This window comes from Clostridium manihotivorum, assembly GCF_004015185.1.
GTDB classification, from domain to species: domain Bacteria; phylum Bacillota; class Clostridia; order Clostridiales; family Clostridiaceae; genus Clostridium_AR; species Clostridium_AR manihotivorum.
In genome coordinates this window covers 5,924,331-5,944,513 of record NZ_CP025746.1, presented here as the reverse complement: position 1 = coordinate 5,944,513, position 20,183 = coordinate 5,924,331, and the positions used below count along the sequence as shown (strand labels likewise).

Here is a 20,183-nt window from a genome sequence, read left to right as displayed (position 1 = left end):
AGCTTAAAAAAAGCTAAATTAACAAAAAAATCACTGAGTAAGAATAATTCAGTGATTTTCTACTTGTAAGAATAAAAAAAATTCGTTAAGATTATCCTAAGAAAACCGATAGATATGTATAAGTATGTTGATTGGATGTGTGTTAAATGACTTATCTTAGAATAAAAGAAGCTGGACTTAAACTTTTTTCTCAAAAGGGATTCGATGGGACAACAATAAAAGATATAGCAAGTGAGGCTGGATTAAAGCCATCATCTATATATTCACACTTTTCTAGTAAGGAAGAGATATTTGTAACTGTATGGAGAGAGTGTATAAGTAAGGCTGGAGTAGGTGTAAGCAGTATAAAAGAATATGTTGCAAAAGTAGAAGATTATGATGCTAAAGAGGTTCTTCATAGATACTATGTGGCTATAGTTGGATATTTCTCTAAGAATAAGCAAGAGTACATGTTTCTTAGGCAAGCATCGTTTTTTGCAAAGGGTAAGGAAAATATCAATGATGCTAACTATTCTAACTTTATGATAAATGAAGCTAGTGTAAAGTTTTTTGAAAAATACTTTGATAAATTAAAAAATGAAAATAGGATAATTGAAGACAGTAATGAAAACCTGTTTTATATATATATATCTGGAATGCTAGCTTATTTAGAAGAAAAAGTAGTTTACAATATTCCACTAAATGATGAATTTGTAGATAGACTCTGGTCAGGATTTTGGAAAAGTATAAAAAAATAAAAAAATTTATTATAAAGCGAACGATTATTCGTTCCTAAACGAAAGAAAGTAATTTGGAGGTAACAGTATGATAAAATGGGTTGGAAATCAAAAGCTTGTAACAAAGATATTAGCATTAGTAGTTTTTATATCTCTATTCATAGTAGCGGTTGGGTATTTAGGGCTTCGAGATATGAATAAAATAAACTCAAATGCTGTATTACTGCATGATTATAACCTTAAAACTATAAATAAGGTAAATAAGCTTAGGCAAAATTATTCTGATATAAGAACTGATTTACTAAAGATGGCATACAAGCAGCAAAAGGATACCGGTGAGGCTGATGAAACAGTTAAAGATATAGAAGAGCTTACAAAGCAAAGTGCTGCAATGTTTTCTGAAATAAAGACTACAAACGAATCCATTAGAGCATATAAGAGTAAAGCAGAGGGCGAAAAGGATAAAAGTACCTTGGATAGTATAGAGAGTTCTTCTAAGGCTTACCTTGAAATGGGAAAAAAGATGAGTGACTTTGCTATAGCAGGTGATTATAAATCTGCCACAAGTCTAATTTCTTCAGCCTCTAAGGTTAGAGAAACTTTATTCAAGAGCCTAGGAGACTTAAGTGATACTTCAATATCGGAAGCTGATTCTATATATAACTCAAATAATGCTACATATAAAACTACAAGTTTACAAGTTATTGTAATTACCTCAATTGGTTTTTTTGTTGCAATTTTAATGGGTGTAGTTATTGCTACAATTATATCGAAAAAGCTAAAAAAGGTAGTAGTCTTTGCTGAAGGCTTAGGTAAAGGTGATCTAACTACTAATATAGATTTGGATTCAAAAGACGAAATAGGTGATCTTGCAAGAGATCTAAACAAGGCGAAAGAAAATATGAAACTACTTATATCACAAATAATTAATGGTGCTAGTGATATTAGTGCTGCAAGTGAGGAGCTATCAGCTACTTCACAAGAAGTTGCCTCAAAGATGAGTATTGTAAATGAATCTACTGAACAAATAGCAAAAGGAATACAAGATTTAAGTGCAACCACAGAAGAAGTAAGCGCATCTGCACAAGAGATAGGTAATACGACTAGTGACCTTACAAGTAAAGCTGATAGAAGTTTCAAATCTGCTGTGGAAATAAAGAATAGAGCTCTGGAAGTTAAGGAAAAGGCAGCAAAAAGTATGGAAGAAGGAACTAGAATATATATTGAAAATAGAAGAAGTATACTGAAGGCTATAGAAGATGGAAAAGTAGTTGATGATATAGTAATTATGGCAAAATCTATAGGGGAAATAGCAGAGCAAACTAACCTTCTTGCATTAAATGCTGCAATTGAGGCTGCAAGAGCAGGAGAAATGGGTAAAGGCTTTGCAGTAGTTGCAGATGAGGTAAGGAGCCTAGCGGAACAATCTTCAGAGGCAGTTGCGAATATTTATAAGATTGTAAACAGTGTTCAACAAGCATTTAATAATCTATCTAATAGTGGTCAGGGAGTTCTTAAATACCTCGAGGATGAGGTTAAGCCAACCTATGAACTATTTATGGAAACTGGTGATCAATATGAAAAAGATGCTGAATTTGTAAATGATATGGCTCGTGACATATCTTCAGCAGCTATTCAAATAAAAGAAGTAATAGATCAGGTTGCTTATGCCTTAGAGAATCTATCAGCAACAGCAGCTGAATCAGCTAGCAGTTCAGAAGATATATCACTAAGTGTAAATGAGGTAACCAATGCAGTTTCAGAAGTATCTACATCTTCTCAAAGTCAAGCAGAAACTGCTCAAGAGTTGACTGAACTGGCAAGCAATTTTAAGGTGTAATTATTCTGAAATTTATATGGTATCGTCTATGAAAAAAGTTATGCATTAGTTCAGGAGATGCAGATTAGAATAAAAGAGTTCGCTAAAGGAGATAGCTTTAGCGAATTTTTTTTATTCCTTAGGTATATTTACAATAAGGATATGGATAACCGTTCTTATTTGCTTTTAATAGCTAAAAAGTATAGAATTCTATTTGGAATCTAACAAAAGTCGTATAACCGCATAAAGGAAGTGTATCAAATGAATAAAGATTTAATAAGTATAGAGCAGATGCTCATGATTGGATCTACAGGTAGGAATAGCGGAAAGACAACCTTAGCCTCAGCGCTTATCAATAAATTTAAAAGTGATATAAAAGTTATAGCTCTAAAGGTTACTACCATAGAGCATAAGAATGGTAAGTGTCAAAGAGGCGGAGAAGGTTGTGGTGTATGTACTAACTTAAAAGAAAACTTTGAGCTTATAGAAGAAGTTGACTGCAATAGAAATAAGGATACATCACTGTTACTTTCTGCTGGAGCAGATAAGGTCTACTGGCTTAAATGTCTAAAGGGCCATCTAGAAGAGGGGATAAATTACTTCATGTCAAAGGTACCATCTGATGCATTGATAATTTGTGAATCAAATAGCCTTAGAAATGTTGTTATACCTGGATATTTTGTAATGATAAAGAACACTGAGATCAATTCTTTTAAAGAATCTGCATCGAAAGTAATAGATATGGCTGATTTTATAATAGAAAATGATTTTAATAAAAGCTTGGATATGTTTGTTAGCAATGTTGAAGTTGAGGAAGATGAGAGAAATATAAAGATAAAATACTAGATTATGAAAGAAGAAAATGTTTTGTTGTCAAGGAAAGAGAATAGGTTTAGTAATAGGTGTAATTTTACTTGATTTAGGTGTTCAGTCTTGTCAGATATCTAATCAGGCTAGAGTTCATGCCATAAGTGAGGAAGCTCGAAATAGAGTAAATACTGTTTTTATGGTATCTTACTTTTTAGGGGGATCCATAGGTTCATTTGTGGGAGCTTATAGTTATTCTCATTTTGGATGATATGGTGTTTGTGCTACAGGACTTATTACCCAAGGAATAGCCTTATTCTGTCATAAGCTAGGTAAAGATAAATAATTAAGAAAGCATGTCTTCAAAGGTATTTGCTGAGGGCATGCTTTTTGACTGTCTAGACAAGTTTACACAAAAAACGCTAGTTAAACCTAGTAATTTTAAGGACTTAGAAAAGTTATTTAAGATATTCTAGACTTTATAGAGTCAGTGTATTCTATTAGTTTTATGGAATAATAAATTTTAAAAATATCTTCACTGTCTTTTAGGTCTACTCCTAATATATCCTTTATTTTAGTCAGCTTATAATTCAAAGTGTTTCTATGTATAAAAAGTTTTTCGGAAGTCAAATTTGTATTTTGGTTATTTTGAAGATAAACTTTCAATATCTTATAATAATCTGTGTTATTATTTGAATCATATTCAAGCAGTTTAAGGACAGAACTGTGGCAATATTCATTTGTAAATTCAGGATTATTATTCGCAGTATAATCAATTAAGCTATAAAATTTATAGTCATTATATCTAAAAATAATTCCTGGTATATTTAACTGCTTGGACAAATTTATAACGGTTTTGCATTGATTGTAGCTTTTATTAATAGCTGTAAGATTAGAGAATCTGTCACTTATACCAATAGATAAGTTGTTATTTCTTAAAAAATCTAAGTTTTGCGTTATTACAGAATCTAAATTTTTAGTATTATCTCGACTATCTAATAATATAACTATGTCCTCTTTATAATAGATAAATTTAGAGTTGATAAATATATTATCTAGATAATGTTTTAATGGCTGATTAGGGCTAACTTGTTTATAATTGGATAAGTCAATGGTTACTAAAAATAAGTTTTTTGAAAAATTACAATTGGAATTTCGCATTTTTTCTAAAGCAATATTCTCATCTTTTATATTATCTTCTAATAAGTCATATATAAGATTTTCATAGTTATTTCCCTTAGTAGTTCTATAAAACAAGTTTGTCCTAAGTTCTTCTACTATAGCATTATTCAAAATCTTTAATAAGCTTAAATGCTCAGGTCTTACTTTTTTATTGCACTCCAATAACACCAAATACCCAACTAATCTAGAATCTATAACAAGCTTACTTACATATTTGATATAAGGGCTAGCTATGCATTTAAAAGGGAATGGTTCATTGTTTAAAGATGACCCTCTTAATTCCTTTTGTTTTTGTACATAAGAAATAAATTCATAAGAACAATAACCTCTATTGATATTACGAGTCCAAATGTCATCAGAGATAGGTACATTTTTAGAATATTCTAATACGGAAAAGCTACTATCTAAGAGAATTACTGGATTATCTATAAACTCTGAGCCTATATTAATCAGGTCTTTTAATCCATTACCATGAGCCAATGAATCTAGTAGATTCACTGCAGGATTATCTATCAAAAGATATTTTGTAAGTATTTCATTTATTAGATTAAATACTGAGAATAGATTCTCCTCATTATTGAGTAATATATAATTTGATATCTTTAAATGCGATAAATCACTGTTCTTAAATAATATGAAGCTACTGCTATCATAGTCATATGCATTTACTAGTTGAGAAGTTTTGCCTATATATAAACAAGATTGTTCAAAATGAGAAATATCATTGGTTATGAACTTTATTTGCCTTATTGCAGTTGAGTTGCAATTGTTTTCATAGCTGCTAAACTCATAAAGCTCTTTTATTTCCTTAAAGATATCTTTGAAATATATTTGCATAAAATCACTCCTATAATATAGTGCTATATGCATTATATTATATCCTATTTTTGTTCATAAAGACTATATTTATATAATTATCCTTATGTTAACTTATAATTATAGATGAATGTATAACTTTACATTACTGATGTTTATGTGTGTGTTTTCTACTTAATAGAAAATCATAGGAGGATATTATGGAGTATAAAAAGTTATTTTCTAAGGGTAATATTGGAGGTCTCGAATTAAAGAACAGAATAGTAATGCCTGCCATAGGTACTTCGTTAGCTAGTTACACAGGAGAAGCATCTCAAGAACTTATTGCTTATTATGAAGAAAGAGCAAAAGGAGGATGTGGACTTATAATAACTGAGATAACCAGAATAGATGAAGAGTATGGGGTAGGAACATCGAACCAGTTAAGTGTTACTAGCATAAAACACGTAGCTCAACTTGAAAGGCTTGTGAGAACAGTTCATAAGTATGACACAAAGATATTTGTTCAATTGCATCACCCAGGAAGAGAAAGCCATAGCCATTTGATAGATGGTAAGCAGCTTATAGCTCCTAGTGCGATTCCTTGCGGTGTTTGTAAAGAAGTGCCTAGGGAAATGACTATTGAAGAAGCGGAAGCTCTTGTTAAGAAGTTTATAAAAGGAGCTAAAATAGCTCAAACTGCAGGTGTAGATGGAGTAGAGTTACATGCTGCTCATGGATATTTGATAAATCAATTCTTGAGTCCATATACAAATAAAAGAATAGATAAATATGGAGGCAGCTTTGAAGGAAGAATGAGATTTATAACTGAAATAATAATGGGAATAAAGAGTGTATGTGGGCCTAGATTTCCTATCAGTGTGAGGATCGATGGAGATGAATTTGTAGAAGGTGGTTTAAGAATAGAAGATTCTATTAAAATTGCAAAGTATTTGGAGAGTATAGGAGTTGCCGCTATTAATGTAAGCAGTGGTATATATGAGTCAGGATATAGCATAATTGAACCGATTGCTTTTGAGCAAGGTTGGAAGAAGCATCTGGCTAAAAATATTAGAGATAATATTAATATACCAGTAATAGCCGTTAATAACATAAAGCATCCAGGTGTTGCAGAACAGCTTCTAAATGAAGGAGTTATGGATTTTGCTGGTCTTGGAAGAGCTCAACTTGCTGATGCTGAGTTTGCATTAAAGGCTTTTGAAGGAAGAGCTGATGAAATAACGCCATGTATATCTTGCCTTCACTGTATAGAAGAGCTTGAGTCTGGTAAAACAGTTAAATGCGCAGTCAATCCAAAACTAGGAAGAGAATTAGAGTTCAATAGTCTTAAGAGAGATGGTGATAGGAAGACTATTGTTGTGATAGGAGCAGGACCTGCAGGTTTGGAAGCTGCCAGATGTGCAGCACTTAGGGATTTTAATGTTGTACTTTTTGAAAAAGAATCAGAGTTGGGTGGCATGGTTGCACTAGGAAGTAAGCCGCCTAAGAAAGAGAAGCTAACCGAACTAATAAATTTTTATAAAAGAGAGCTTCATAAGTTGGATGTTGACATAAGACTTAATTGTAAGGCTGATATTAATAGTATTAAGAAGCTTAATCCATATGCAGTATTTGTTGCCACTGGTTCAGATCCTATTGTACCTTCTATAGACGGAATCTCCAGTGCAAATGTGTACAATGTATCAGATGTACTTTCAGGTAAAGTAGATATTAGAGATGAAAAGGTAATGGTAATAGGATCTGGAATGACTGGTTGTGAAACAGCTGAGTACTTAGCTATTAGAAATAATAAAATAACATTAGTGGATATACTGCCTAAGATCGGAACAGGAGTTTATCCATCTAATATGTATACTGTAGTTGGTAATCTTATGAAGCATAATGCTAATATACTTACTTCACATAAACTAGTGAAGATAAATGAACAATCTGTTGATCTTATAAATTTGAGTACTAATGAGGTTGTAAATATTGAAGTTGATAAAGTTATACTTTCATTAGGAATCAAATCTAATAATTCTTTGGTGCAAGTACTTGAGGAATACTTTGATAAGGTAAGGGTAATAGGAGACGCAAGTGCACCAGGGAGAATAGCAGAGGCTATAAGACAGGGATTTGAAAAAGTATATATAATTTAATTATGTATATTTGAACCATTAATAAAAATAATGTATAATTTTACTATTATATAGCTAATAATGTATAAATTTAGTGGAAGTGTAATATAACCGCTAATTAATTTAATTAAGATATAAAAGGAGAGATATGAGATGAAGGATTTCAAAAATAAAGTTGCTGTAATAACTGGAGCTGCAAATGGCTTTGGTGTAGAGTTTGCAAAAGAATGTGCAAAAAGAGAAATGAAGATAGTACTTGCAGATATAGATAGTGAAAATCTAAAAAAAGTTGATGAAACAATAAAGGCTATGGGTGCAGAAACCTTAGCTGTAACCTTAGATGTAACTGTATATGAACAAGTACAAGCTTTAGCTGATAAAACAATAGAAAGATTTGGACAAGTAGATTTATTGTTTAATAATGCAGGAGTTGTAGTAGGTGGTGCAGCTTGGGAAGTTCCAGTAAGGGATTGGGATTGGATTATTGGAACTAATGTTAATGGATTAGTATACGGAGCTAAGGCTTTTATTCCTACAATGCTAAAACAAGATAGAGAGGCCTATATAGTTAATACTGCATCTGTTGCAGGACTTCTAACCTCACCAGGTCTTACAATATATCACACAACTAAGCATGCAGCTGTGGCGTTAACAGAATCTATGTATTACGATCTACAGGCTATGAATTCTAAAATAAAAATGTCTGTGTTCTGCCCAGGCTTTGTTCAAACAGATCTCCACAATAGTTATAGGCATAGACCAGAAAGATTTGCAGCAGATCCTCAGGTTGATCCTTATTATGCAACTGAAAGTTATAAAAGAACTTTAGAGGTTGCTAGACATTTAATTGAAACAGGAATGCCAATAGATACAATAGCAAATACTGTTTTTAGTGCTATTGAGGAGGAGAAGTTCTATATAACAACTCATCCTGAGTATGAACCTATAATAGGATTAAGAGCTAAGAATATATTGGAAGGTAAGAACCCTGACGTAAGTATATTTAATAAATAAATTAATAGTTTAAAAGATCAGAGGTAGAGTACTCTGATCTTTTAATTATTAGGGCTAGTATAAAGTTTTTTATTAGCTAAACCTAGCAGCGTTAAGGATTTATAACGGTGAATTAGGGTTAACTAATAAGAAATAAATGATTAAATATTGGACTGAAGGATAGATTGATATCTAATAATGCAGAGATAAGTTAGAATATTCTTACTATTATGCAAAACGAAATTGATGTAATGGTTTTATTCTTAACAGCTCTTTGGAAACTAGTTTTATTATAAAATGTTGCATAAAATAAAAATATAAAAATTATTTTGACTATATTTATTGACTTTTGATACCATGAGGAATATATTGTAAGTGTGATCACGAATATTATAAATAAAAGGAGGAGAAAATTATGTTAAACGCAAAAAAAATAATTGCAACAGGTACATTAGTAGTGTCACTTTTAGCTTCTGCAACTCCAACTTTTGCTGCGACTAGAAATTCAGATTTAAAAGAGGCACCAACAGCTATAATGACACCACAATTTGTAGATTGGAGTACATCTGCATCTACTATAATTGCAAGAGGTGGAGTAATACAAAAAGGGGATCAAGGACTTTCAGTTAGACAAGTTCAGATAGCTCTTAATAATTATGGACATTATGGTTTAAGTACAGATGGTATATTTGGAACAGCTACTGAAAATGCTGTAAGACAATTCCAATTTGCAGATCCAAATATTGTACAAGTTGATGGAATAGTTGGTTCTGAAAGCTGGAATGTATTACAAAACTACCTATAGTAGCAATATAAAATTAAAAAGGGGTTCCTGATGTGGAAGCATCAGGAACTTTTACTGTCTGAAAAAGCATAAAATTATTTGCTAGCAAGATTTAGTGATTTCAGGAGTTTAGAATAGCTATTTTGATAAGTAGTAAAAATAAAATTATGTTTTGAAGAAGTTTTAGATAGTTTATATTTTCTATATTCATATTAGGAAGAAAGAAAATAACTTTATTTCGATTAATTAAACTATTATACATATTGAGCACTTTCCTAGATTTAATAGAAACTTATTTGTAAAATAATTATATATGTACATAGTTTCTTTTGATATATATTAATATTATAATTAATAATAATCGAATTGAAGTATCTTATATTATAGAAATGGAGCTTAGAGTATGGATAGAATTATTTGTTTAGTAGGAGAAAGTGGAAGCGGTAAATCTACTATAGCTGAAGAACTTTCAAAGAAGGATTATAATTATATAGAAAGTTATACTACAAGAAGACAAAGATATGAAGGAGAGAAAGGTCATATATTTGTTGATTACGAAACGTACATAGAAAGTACTATTACTGTTGAAGACAAAGCAAATATAATAGCATATACATATTTTGATGGAAATCACTATTGGGCTAGTAGAGAACAATATAGAAATAGGGGGAACTCAATATATATAGTTGATCCTGTTGGTGTCCATGAGTTAAAACAAGAAGTGAAAGATGCTGAGATTATAACAATATATCTAAATGCAGATGAACAAATTCGTTATAATAGAATGTGTAAGAGAAAATACGGTGAAGAGAATATTTATGACGAAACAATATATTCTAGAATAAAACATGATAAAAACGCTTTTAAGGTAATTGAGTGTGATTATGTTGTTGATTCAAATAGAAATTTAGAAGAAGTATTGAGTGATGTTGAAAATATAATAGGATATATGAATAAAAAATAATATTAGGCTCTTAAATGGGCTTAATATTATTTTTTTATTCTTTAAGGATTCTACATGAGGGATAAAGTCCAATAAAGTATAATAAAGAAGGTTCTCTTTCGTATGAAATTATATATTGCATAAGTTTATGTATAAGTATGTAAAGGTGGCTTATATGTAGATATTTAACAATATAGGATATTAAAAATTGTTTTTGAAATTAACAGAATAATTAATAAACAATAATTATTATTACCAAATAAAAACCATAGCAATTATCATGTCACTGCATATATAATTATTCCATGTAATTGATTTATATAGAACGAAAATTTGAATTTAATTAAAAAATTTATATAAAAATATGAGGTGTTATTTTGATAAGAAGAAGGGGTAAAATTATTGGCTTGATTGCGCTCTGCCTTGTGTTATATTCTCCGGTATCAAAGGTTGCTAAAGCTACAACAGTAGTTACTGATAAAACCAGTATTACAAACAATCAATCTGTGGCGTGGCCTTCAAAGTTCTATCCCTATAGTAAAAAGGATGGAACTTATATCTATGACTTATACGAGGCATACAATCCAGGAACGGATTTGGTAAGTAGTGACGTATTAACTAAGGGGCAGGCAGGTACTCTGCCATCAGTATATGTTGCATCTGATGGGACAAATATATTTTTTAGATTTAGACTAGATGCAAATCCTTTGGCTCCAACTTCTGGAGGATTTGACACTTCAGTGTGGCAGTTAGTTGTTGCTGCTGAAGATATAAATAATGGAAGTTCTAGCTATGGAAAGTTTGTACAGAGAGTAACCATAGGTATTGATGGTAAAAATCCTTCTGATGACTATGTTTATATAACAGATGGAGCTGAAACCAATGTGTATAAGATATTTAAGGCAATATCTAATGGTACTGCTGGACAACAGGTAGTTCCAGGTACTAGAATAGTTAAAGCAGAAGGAACAGAGCCTTATTTCTTAGATTTCCAAATTCCTATAAGCTTAATAACTGATTTTGAAAAAAATGCTTTAGGTATGACGAGTCCTATTACAGGTGACACTCCTGTAAAACTATATTTTGGTACTACTAGAGCGGGTTCAATATCCACTATCAATAAGGATTGGATGGATGGTACATCCATGAATTTTGATAATTTGTCTACAGTAACGCTATCAAGTATTTCTCAAACTCTGCCAAGTATTAATATTGATGGAGGTGCTTCTGTAACAGTTGCTACTTCTACTCCAACAATTTCTGGAGATACAGAGGCTCAGGATGGAAGTCAAGTTGCGGTTACTATAAATGGACATACTTATAATACAACTGTTAATAATAAAAGATGGAGTGTAAATGTAACTGATCCATTACCAAATGGAACTTATCCAGTTACTGCTAAGCTTACAACTATTTTAGGAAACAGCGCCACAGCCACTCAAAACTTGACGGTTTTAAAGCCTAATACAGCACCAACGGCTACTAATGGTTCTCTTACTGTTACAGAAGATACTGCTAAAACAGGAGCATTAGTAGGGAATGATGTGGATAGTGGAACTACTCTTAGTTATATAATAATAAGCGGTCCAACTCATGGTTCAGTAACCTTAGGGGCAAATGGAGCTTATACTTATACACCAGCCGCGAACTACAATGGAACAGATAGTTTTGTGTTTAAAGTAAATGATGGACAATTAGATTCTAATACTGCTAGCGTAAGTATAAATGTTACCGCAGTAAATGACGCACCAGTGGCAAACGGGCAAACATTAAATACAGATGAGGATAAGAGTTTAAGTGGAGTATTAACGGGATCCGATATAGATGGAGATAATTTAAAATACTATGTAGTTAAAGCGCCATCTCATGGAAGTCTAAACATAAACCAAGATGGAACCTTTACATATACTCCAAATAAAGATTATAACGGAACTGATAGCTTCACCTTTAAAAATAATGATGGAACAGTAGACTCAGCTCCAGCTACTGTAAACTTAACAGTAAAACCAGTAAACGATGCACCAATAGCAAATGGACAGAACCTTACATCAGATGAGGACAAGGTTTTATCAGGAACTTTGACGGGTTCAGATGTTGATGGAGATTCTTTAAAGTATTATCTAGTTACAGGTCCTTCACATGGAACTGTAGTGGTAAATCAAGATGGTACCTTTAACTATACTCCAAATCTTAATTACAATGGACAGGACAGTTTTACTTTTAAGGTGAATGATGGCTTGGTTGATTCAGCTCCTGCTACAGTAATACTTAATATAAGTCCTGTAAATGATAAACCAGTTGCATATGGACAAAGTCTTAGTTTAGCTGAAGATGATTTTCTTCAAGGAACACTTACTGGATTAGACATTGATGGCGATAGTTTAAAATATGTTGTAGTTTTAGGGCCAAGTCATGGAACATTGAAGCTAAATGAAGATGGAACTTTCACTTATACACCAGATAAAAATTACGATGGACAAGATAGCTTCACTTTTAAAGTTAATGATGGAACTGAAGATTCCTTATCAGCTAAGGTAGACTTGACGGTTCTTCCTATAAATGATGGACCAGAGGCTTATGATAAAAGTGTTACTATAGGAGAAGATGAAAACTTAAATGGAGTTCTTAAAGGCATTGATATAGATGGAGATGTTTTAAGTTATTACCTTGTATCTATGCCAACTCACGGAAGTTTAGTCTTTAATGAGGATGGAACTTTTACTTATACACCAAATAAAGACTATAATGGACAAGACAGTTTTACTTATATGGTTAGTGATGGATTGGAGTTTTCGTTGCCAGCATCGGTGAACATAACTATTAATCCTATAAATGATGCACCAAGTGCTTTGGGACAAAGCCTAAATACAGATGAAGATAAAGCTTTAAATGGAACAGTTACGGGATCAGATATAGATGGAGATAGCTTAAAGTACTATGTAGTAAAAGCACCAACACATGGAACATTAAAGTTAAATGAGGATGGAACCTTCACCTATACACCAAACAAGGACTACAATGGACAAGATAGCTTTAGCTTTAAGACAAATGATGGAGATGTTGATTCAGCACCAGCAGTAGTTAATATAACTGTTAACCCGATGAATGATATCCCAAGTGCTTTTGGACAGAGCTTAAGGACAGATGAAGACAAGGCTTTAAATGGAACAGTTACAGGATCAGATATAGATGGAGACAGCTTAAAGTACTATTTAGTAGCAGCACCAACTCATGGAACCTTAAAGTTAAATGAGGATGGAACCTTCACCTATACACCAAACAAGGACTACAATGGACAAGATAGCTTTAGCTTTAAGACAAATGATGGAGATGTTGATTCAGCACCAGCAGTAGTTAATATAACTATTAACCCAATTAATGATGGACCTACAGTAGATTCAAGTTATAGCAAGAATACTCCTTATTACAAGCCAGTATCAGGGTCTGTAGTAGGTAATGATTTGGATAATGATAAGCTTAAATATTCAATTTCAGCTTTTAACAAACCAACTAATGGTTCAGTAGTTATAAATGAGACTACGGGACAATGGACTTATAGTCCTAAGAAAGGCTTCAGTGGAAATGATAGCTTTATGGTTGTTGTAAGTGATGGGAAGGGTGGAACAGCTACTACTACTATTTTCATAAAGGTTCTTAATGCAGATCCTACAGTAGAAAACTATTCTAGAGCTACTACTATGAATAAGTCAGTATCAGATAGTATAGTTGGTCTTGATGAAAATAATGATGAGTTGCTATATGCTATAGTAAGTGAACCAACCAATGGAAGTATAACCTTAGATTCGAAGAGTGGAAGATGGATTTACACACCTAAGAGTGGATTTAGTGGTAATGACAGCTTTAAGGTATCTGTAAGTGACGGTAAAGGTGGAACAGCTATATCAAATATAAATATAACTGTTGATGCTACTCTTAATCTTTTAGGTACAGTAACTGATCAAACTACTGGAGTTATACTACCAGGTTCCACAGTTGAACTTAGAGACTTATCAAACAATCTTGTAGCTACAGTAGTATCTAATAATAATGGAAATTACTATTTTAAAAATATAAAGTTAGGTAGCTACAATTTATTAGTTAAGAACTCAAAGTACAGTACTCAAACTCTTTCAGTAGGGGTTGCCAAGGATAAGACTTCAACTGATGAGATTAGAATGGATGCTAGATTAGTTAACTTTGTTATAAGTTTAAATGCAAATCCTACAACTATTATTGGTGATGGAATTCAGACCACAACTCTCACAGTAAAGGTTACAGATAAAAATAATAAGCCTTTAGCCAATACTGAAGTTACTTTTAATGCTCCTATGGGAAGCTTCCCTAATGGAAATGTAGTTAAGACTGATAGTAATGGTATAGCTAAAGTGGTTTATAAATCAGCTAATATTGAAAGTGTAAAGAGTGTAAGTGTACCAGTAACAGCTATAGTAGAGGATAAGTCAAGAGGTCTATATGCCTCAGAAAAAATCACTATAAATTTTGAGCCAGGAACCCTAACTGGGGTTGTTGTGGATAATACTACAAAGCTCCCTGTAAAAGATGCCGTTATTGAGGTATCAAAAGACTTTAACAATGATGGTGTTATAGATTTCTATACAAAGCTTATAACTGGAGCAGATGGTAAGTATAAGATTGCAATACCTAAAGGTGGAGTAACTTATGATGTTAGTATTACTAAACCAGTAGTTATAGGAAATCAAACTAAAATGGTTACCTTTAATCAGAAGAGTACAGTAGATAATATTACAGGAGCTGGTAATGAATCCTTTACTTCTGACAAAACTGCAGCTGGATTAATCTTATTCAAGAAGCCTAACGGTGAGGATTCCTTACTAAAAGATTACTCCAATCTAAGCTTTGATGTTTATGATAGTGATGATAAATTAATTTCATCAGGGGTAAGTACACATATATACAACTCAGCCAATGATAAGGGTGTATTTAGTGCTGATGGATTAGAAAAAGGACAAGAATATAAATTTGCAGTAAAATATACTCTACCAAATGGACAAAAGATTATAATTGGAAGTATGAAGGTTGCCATGAATCAAGATGGAGAAATAAATCTTAGTTCTGCATTGATTGACCCATATGGTACAATAACTGATAGCATAAGTCATAAAATCATTACAGGTGCAGATGTTAAGTTGTATTATGCAAATACTGCTAGAAATATATTAGCGGGAAGAAAGCCAGGAACTCTTGTAGAGTTACCTAAAGTTGCAGAGTTTCCACCAGCAGACAATGCTAACCCACAATTCTCTGATGACTTTGGTAAGTATGCATATATGGTATTCCCTGATGCAGATTACTATGTAGTTGCAGCAAAGGATGGATACGAAACTTATACAAGTCCAGTAATCTCAGTAGGTAAAGAAATAGTAAAGCATGATTTTTCAATGAATGCTAAGCATGAAGCAGAAGTAATTAAGCAATTACCTAAGACCGGATCAGAAGTTGATATGAATGGATTAGTTGCACTTGGAACCATATTAATACTTTCAGGACTAGGATTAACTCTTAAGCCTAAGAAAAACTAATAAACTTATTAGTAAGTTATTCATAGCAATATATAAAGATATAATTTGACACTGTTGATGAAGAATCAGCAGTGTCTTTTATTGTGTGCCCAGCATGGGCAACAACTTGGCGGTGAAAGTCCGCTGTGGGCTTGATAGTGGGAACCACTAGCTAAGGGCAAGGGTGTCCATCGTGAGGTGGAATCTGAAGGAAGCTTAAGGCAAAGTCTCGGTCTGAGGGATACGAACTACATACAAGGCTTACTAGGAACGGACGAGTTTGCAATACAAAACGAAGTCCTACACTATCCCAATTCCTAGGAGTAAATGTAGCAGATATATGAGATGAAGGTTGTTGTTCTTACCTGGGGAGGTCTGATAGATACATCGCTAACAAAGATGAATTTCTAAGCGGTAACCTACATAGCGATATGTAACTGAACTATCAGAAGTCAGCAGAAGTCATAGTAACTCCGCTAATCGTGATAGCGGATGAAGGACTGAACTTTAAGGAGGTTTTCAAGTTTGAAAGTTTCGCAGAATACTCAAAGATTGCAGAAAACTAAATATTTAGGCTCTAGTGCCCAAGATAGAGTGGAACTCGAAGATAAGCAAAGAGTGCATAGAGAATTCTCGGCAACTCCAAAGGAGAAAATCAGTGGATTTGAATATGGCTCACTAGAAAGGATATTATCCAAGGATAATATGAACTTGGCTCTTAAAAGAGTAATTTCTAATAAAGGTAGCCACGGCGTGGACGGAATGACAGTTTATGAACTTAAACAATTTTTGAAAACAAACTGGATATCTATTAGAGAAAGTATTCTTAATGGTGAGTATAGACCAATGCCAGTTAGAAGAGTAGAAATTCCAAAACCTAATGGTGGAACTAGGCTCTTAGGTATACCTACAGTTTTGGATAGACTTATCCAACAAGCTATTGCTCAAGAATTAAATAGTATTTATGATAGAAGATTCTCTGAAAGTAGCTTTGGCTTCCGCCCTCAAAGAGGAGCTAAAGATGCAATTAAGAAAGCAGAACAGTATATCAATGATGGCTATAGGTGGGTTGTTGATATGGACTTAGAGAAATTCTTTGATAAGGTTAACCATGATATCTTAATGCATAAATTATCAAGAAGCATTAAGGATAAGAGAGTATTATCCCTAATAAGGAAATATCTTCAGTCAGGAATAATGATAAATGGTGTAGTGGTCAGAAATGAAGAAGGAACTCCACAAGGAGGACCGTTGAGTCCACTATTATCTAACATAATGCTAGATGAACTAGATAAAGAGTTAGAAATGAGAGGTCATAAATTTTGTCGCTACGCGGACGACTGTAATATCTATGTTAAAAGTGAGAGAGCTGGGAAAAGAGTAATGGCAAATATAACAAATTTCATTGAAGGCAAACTCAAATTGAAGGTGAACAGAGATAAAAGTGCAGTAGATAGACCTTGGAAGAGAAAGTTTCTAGGATTCACGCTAAACCTAATGTTTGGTAAAGCATACTCATCTATATCAAAGCAATCGTTAAAGAGATACAAAGATAAAATCAGAGAAGTCCTATCTAGATCAAAACCGATAACTTTGGAACAAAGAATAGAAAAATTGAACCAAATTAATATTGGTTGGATTAACTATTATGGAATAGCCAAATGCAAAGGAATAGTGGAGCATTTAGATATTTGGATAAGGAAAAGATTAAGAATGTGTATATGGAAACAGTGGAAGAAAGTTAGAACTAGATATAAAAACCTTAAGAAGCTGGGACTTGAACACTACCAAGCTATAAAGTTTGCCAATACCCGCAAAGGATACTGGCGAGTAGCAAATAGTGCAATATTAAACACAACTCTTACAAATAAATTCTTCTCGGACTTAGGCTTAAAAAGCCTAACGCGTCAATATATTAAAATTCATTCAACTTAAAGAACCGCCGTGTACCAGACCGGTATGCACGGTGGTGTGAGAGGACGCTGAATAAAATAATTATTCAGCTCCTACTCGATTATTCGCATACCGAATTTTTATCATAATTAATTATTTGTGTAGGCTCATCAGAGCATTGGATCACTGAACGCTTAATTTCAACAGGGTATTTTAACAGAGTTTTTGTTAAAGTGATAGGTATTTATTTTGCCCAGTGCTTCACAAAATATACTATATTTGATAGAATATTTATGTAATAAATATGATAATTTATAAACTAGTTGGACAAAGCTCGTCTTCAATTATTATTGGAGCGAGCTTATTTTCTGATATAAAGTAGGGGGCAGTATTATATGGAACATAATGAGTTCACAAAGGGACAGTTTTTAGAAGCTAGTGCAAGAATAAAAGAAGTCTTGAAAGATACTAAACTTATTTATAGCAATATTTTTAGCAAGGAATCAGGAAATGAAATATATATAAAGCCTGAAAATTTACAGGTAACAGGAGCATTTAAGATAAGAGGAGCCTACAATAAGATAAGCAAACTAACTAAGGAAGATAAGGAAAAAGGGCTTATAACTTCTTCAGCAGGTAATCATGCTCAGGGGGTAGCTCTAGCGGCTCAAAGGCTAGGGGTTAAGGCAACTATAGTTATGCCAAAAGCAACTCCACTGATAAAGGTAGAGGCAACTAGAAGTTTTGGAGCAAATGTAGTACTTCACGGAGATTGCTATGATGAAGCTTACGAAGAAGCTAAAAGGTTAGAGCTAGAGAATGGGTATACCTTTGTGCACCCCTTTAACGATATAGATGTTATAGAGGGACAAGGCACCATAGCCATCGAGATACTTGATGAGATAAAAGGTATGGATTGTATAATAGTTCCAGTTGGTGGAGGAGGGCTAATAAGTGGAATAGCTGTAGCTGCTAAGCTTATAAATCCTAATGTTAAAATTATAGGGGTAGAACCAGAGGGAGCTAATGCAGTTAAGTTATCATTAGAGGAGAATAAGGTAGTCTCTCTTGAGAGTGTTAAGACTATAGCTGACGGAGTTGCTGTAAAGACTCCAGGAGATTTAACTTTTTCAATAATAAAGGAATATGTGGACGAGATAGTTACAGTTTCTGATTTAGAGGTGATGGAAGCATTTTTAATACTTTTGGAAAAGCACAAGCTTATAGGCGAGACCTCAGGCGTTCTTCCACTAGCAGCACTGAGAAAAATTAAAGAAAAAGATAAGAAGGTAGCTTGCGTTATAAGTGGTGGCAATATAGACGTTTTAACAATTGCAGCCATGATAGACAGAGGTCTTGTATCCCGTGGAAGAAAGTTCTGCTTTACTGTAGAGCTTCTAGATAAGCCAGGACAATTACAAAGAATATCTCAAGTTTTAGCCAGTGTCAATGCCAATATAATTAAACTAGATCATAATAAGTTTAAGACCTTTGATGCGTTTATGAAGGTGCAGTTGGAGGTAACTGTAGAGACAAATGGACATGAACATGTTCAGTTGATAACTGACGAGCTTGAGAAAAATGGATTCAAAATAATTAAAGTTTATTAATAGGTATCCTTTACGTAAACTTAATTTATACATGTTCGGTAATCCAAGCTTTTGAGGATCATTGGGCATGTATAAATTAATAGTTGGAGTTGGACACCTAAAATAACTAAAGTTTTAGCAGTATTAAGTCACAATACTTAGTTGGAGGTTATTATGAGCAAGATTGAATTAGTTATTTTTGATATGGATGGATTAATGTTTGATACTGAGATTGTATCTAAAAGAGCATGGAAGGAAGCAGGGAAATTATACGATTATGATATTTCTATGGAATTTGCTTTAGGTCTAATAGGAATGAATAGAAACTCCATAGCGAAGCATTTTAAAGAGAACTTCGGCGAGGAGTTTCCTTTCGAAGAAATATATATGCAACATGGTAAGTTTATAGATAAGATAATAGAAGAAGAGGGGCTAGGGATAAAAAAAGGATTGGTAGATATTCTTGAATTCTTAGAGAAAAATAATATTAAAAAAGCAGTAGCTACCTCAAGCAGTAGAGATAGAGCAGCAAAGCTACTTAAACTTGCTGGAATTTATGATAAGTTCGATAAAATCATTTGCGGAGACGAAGTTACTAAAGGAAAGCCAGATCCAGAAATATTCTTAACAGCATGCAATAAATTAGAGGTTGCACCTGATAAGGCAATAGTTCTTGAAGATTCCGTAAGAGGCTTAGAAGCGGCTGTAGCAGGTTGTATAAGATGTGTCTTAGTTCCTGATTTAGTTGAGCCTTCAGAAGAACACGTAAGGAAAGCTTATGCAAAGGTAGCTGACTTAATAGAGGTCATCAATTTAAAGGAATTATTTGAAGAAATATAAATTGGGGCTATCAATCAGTCTAAAGATGTACCTATTAAATCTAAAAATATAGATATACCAGTTCAAAAAATACATACATAAGCAATAGCACCATTAGCTGTTAGAATGATTGCTAGTAAGTTTAAAAATCATAGAACTGAAAGA

General features: G+C 32.9%; 12 protein-coding genes and 1 pseudogene. 12 read left to right on the top strand and 1 reads right to left on the bottom strand.

Going from position 1 to position 20,183, the window contains the following annotated elements; translation table 11 throughout:
* The first annotated feature begins 146 nt into the window (after nucleotides 1-146).
* From C1I91_RS26220 to C1I91_RS26205, 4 genes and pseudogenes are all read left to right on the top strand, one after another.
* The gene (locus tag C1I91_RS26220) at nucleotides 147-737 is read left to right on the top strand and encodes a TetR/AcrR family transcriptional regulator (protein WP_128215566.1); all 591 of its coding nucleotides are present in this window, start codon (nucleotides 147-149) and stop codon (nucleotides 735-737) included.
* A 67-nt stretch (nucleotides 738-804) separates the two neighbouring features.
* Nucleotides 805-2,556 (top strand): methyl-accepting chemotaxis protein, encoded by a 1,752-nt coding sequence (locus tag C1I91_RS26215; RefSeq protein ID WP_128215565.1) that lies wholly within the window; start codon nucleotides 805-807, stop codon nucleotides 2,554-2,556.
* Between the two features lie 240 nt (nucleotides 2,557-2,796).
* On the top strand, nucleotides 2,797-3,381 hold the full coding sequence (locus C1I91_RS26210) for a P-loop NTPase family protein (RefSeq protein ID WP_128215564.1): 585 nt from the start codon (nucleotides 2,797-2,799) through the stop codon (nucleotides 3,379-3,381).
* 43 nt (nucleotides 3,382-3,424) lie between these two features.
* Nucleotides 3,425-3,688: pseudogene (locus tag C1I91_RS26205) on the top strand (MFS transporter); the annotation flags it as partial.
* Between the two features lie 116 nt (nucleotides 3,689-3,804).
* On the opposite strand, the gene C1I91_RS26200 reads toward C1I91_RS26205, so the two are convergent.
* Nucleotides 3,805-5,361, bottom strand: a complete 1,557-nt coding sequence (locus tag C1I91_RS26200; protein WP_164880667.1) for a PucR family transcriptional regulator — start codon at nucleotides 5,359-5,361, stop codon at nucleotides 3,805-3,807.
* A gap of 179 nt (nucleotides 5,362-5,540) precedes the next feature.
* Between C1I91_RS26200 and C1I91_RS26195 the strand changes: the two genes are divergently transcribed.
* The 8 genes from C1I91_RS26195 to C1I91_RS26155 all read left to right on the top strand — a co-directional run bounded on the left by C1I91_RS26195 (nucleotide 5,541) and on the right by C1I91_RS26155 (nucleotide 20,039).
* Nucleotides 5,541-7,478, top strand: a complete 1,938-nt coding sequence (locus C1I91_RS26195; protein WP_128215562.1) for an oxidoreductase — start codon at nucleotides 5,541-5,543, stop codon at nucleotides 7,476-7,478.
* A 132-nt stretch (nucleotides 7,479-7,610) separates the two neighbouring features.
* Nucleotides 7,611-8,471 carry an SDR family NAD(P)-dependent oxidoreductase gene (locus C1I91_RS26190; protein ID WP_128215561.1) on the top strand — a complete coding sequence of 287 codons (861 nt, stop codon included), beginning with the start codon at nucleotides 7,611-7,613 and terminating at the stop codon, nucleotides 8,469-8,471.
* Between the two features lie 394 nt (nucleotides 8,472-8,865).
* On the top strand, nucleotides 8,866-9,255 hold the full coding sequence (locus tag C1I91_RS26185) for a peptidoglycan-binding domain-containing protein (RefSeq protein WP_205694257.1): 390 nt from the start codon (nucleotides 8,866-8,868) through the stop codon (nucleotides 9,253-9,255).
* A gap of 382 nt (nucleotides 9,256-9,637) precedes the next feature.
* Nucleotides 9,638-10,198, top strand: a complete 561-nt coding sequence (locus C1I91_RS26180; protein ID WP_128215560.1) for an AAA family ATPase — start codon at nucleotides 9,638-9,640, stop codon at nucleotides 10,196-10,198.
* 356 nt (nucleotides 10,199-10,554) lie between these two features.
* Nucleotides 10,555-15,738 carry a tandem-95 repeat protein gene (locus C1I91_RS26175; RefSeq protein WP_128215559.1) on the top strand — a complete coding sequence of 1,728 codons (5,184 nt, stop codon included), beginning with the start codon at nucleotides 10,555-10,557 and terminating at the stop codon, nucleotides 15,736-15,738.
* A gap of 504 nt (nucleotides 15,739-16,242) precedes the next feature.
* Nucleotides 16,243-17,652 (top strand): group II intron reverse transcriptase/maturase, encoded by a 1,410-nt coding sequence (gene ltrA / locus C1I91_RS26165; protein ID WP_205694228.1) that lies wholly within the window; start codon nucleotides 16,243-16,245, stop codon nucleotides 17,650-17,652.
* A 353-nt stretch (nucleotides 17,653-18,005) separates the two neighbouring features.
* Nucleotides 18,006-19,220: a threonine ammonia-lyase gene (gene ilvA, locus C1I91_RS26160; RefSeq protein ID WP_128215558.1), complete on the top strand. Its 1,215-nt coding sequence runs from the start codon at nucleotides 18,006-18,008 to the stop codon at nucleotides 19,218-19,220.
* A gap of 153 nt (nucleotides 19,221-19,373) precedes the next feature.
* On the top strand, nucleotides 19,374-20,039 hold the full coding sequence (locus C1I91_RS26155) for an HAD family hydrolase (protein WP_128215557.1): 666 nt from the start codon (nucleotides 19,374-19,376) through the stop codon (nucleotides 20,037-20,039).
* Nucleotides 20,040-20,183 lie beyond the last annotated feature (144 nt).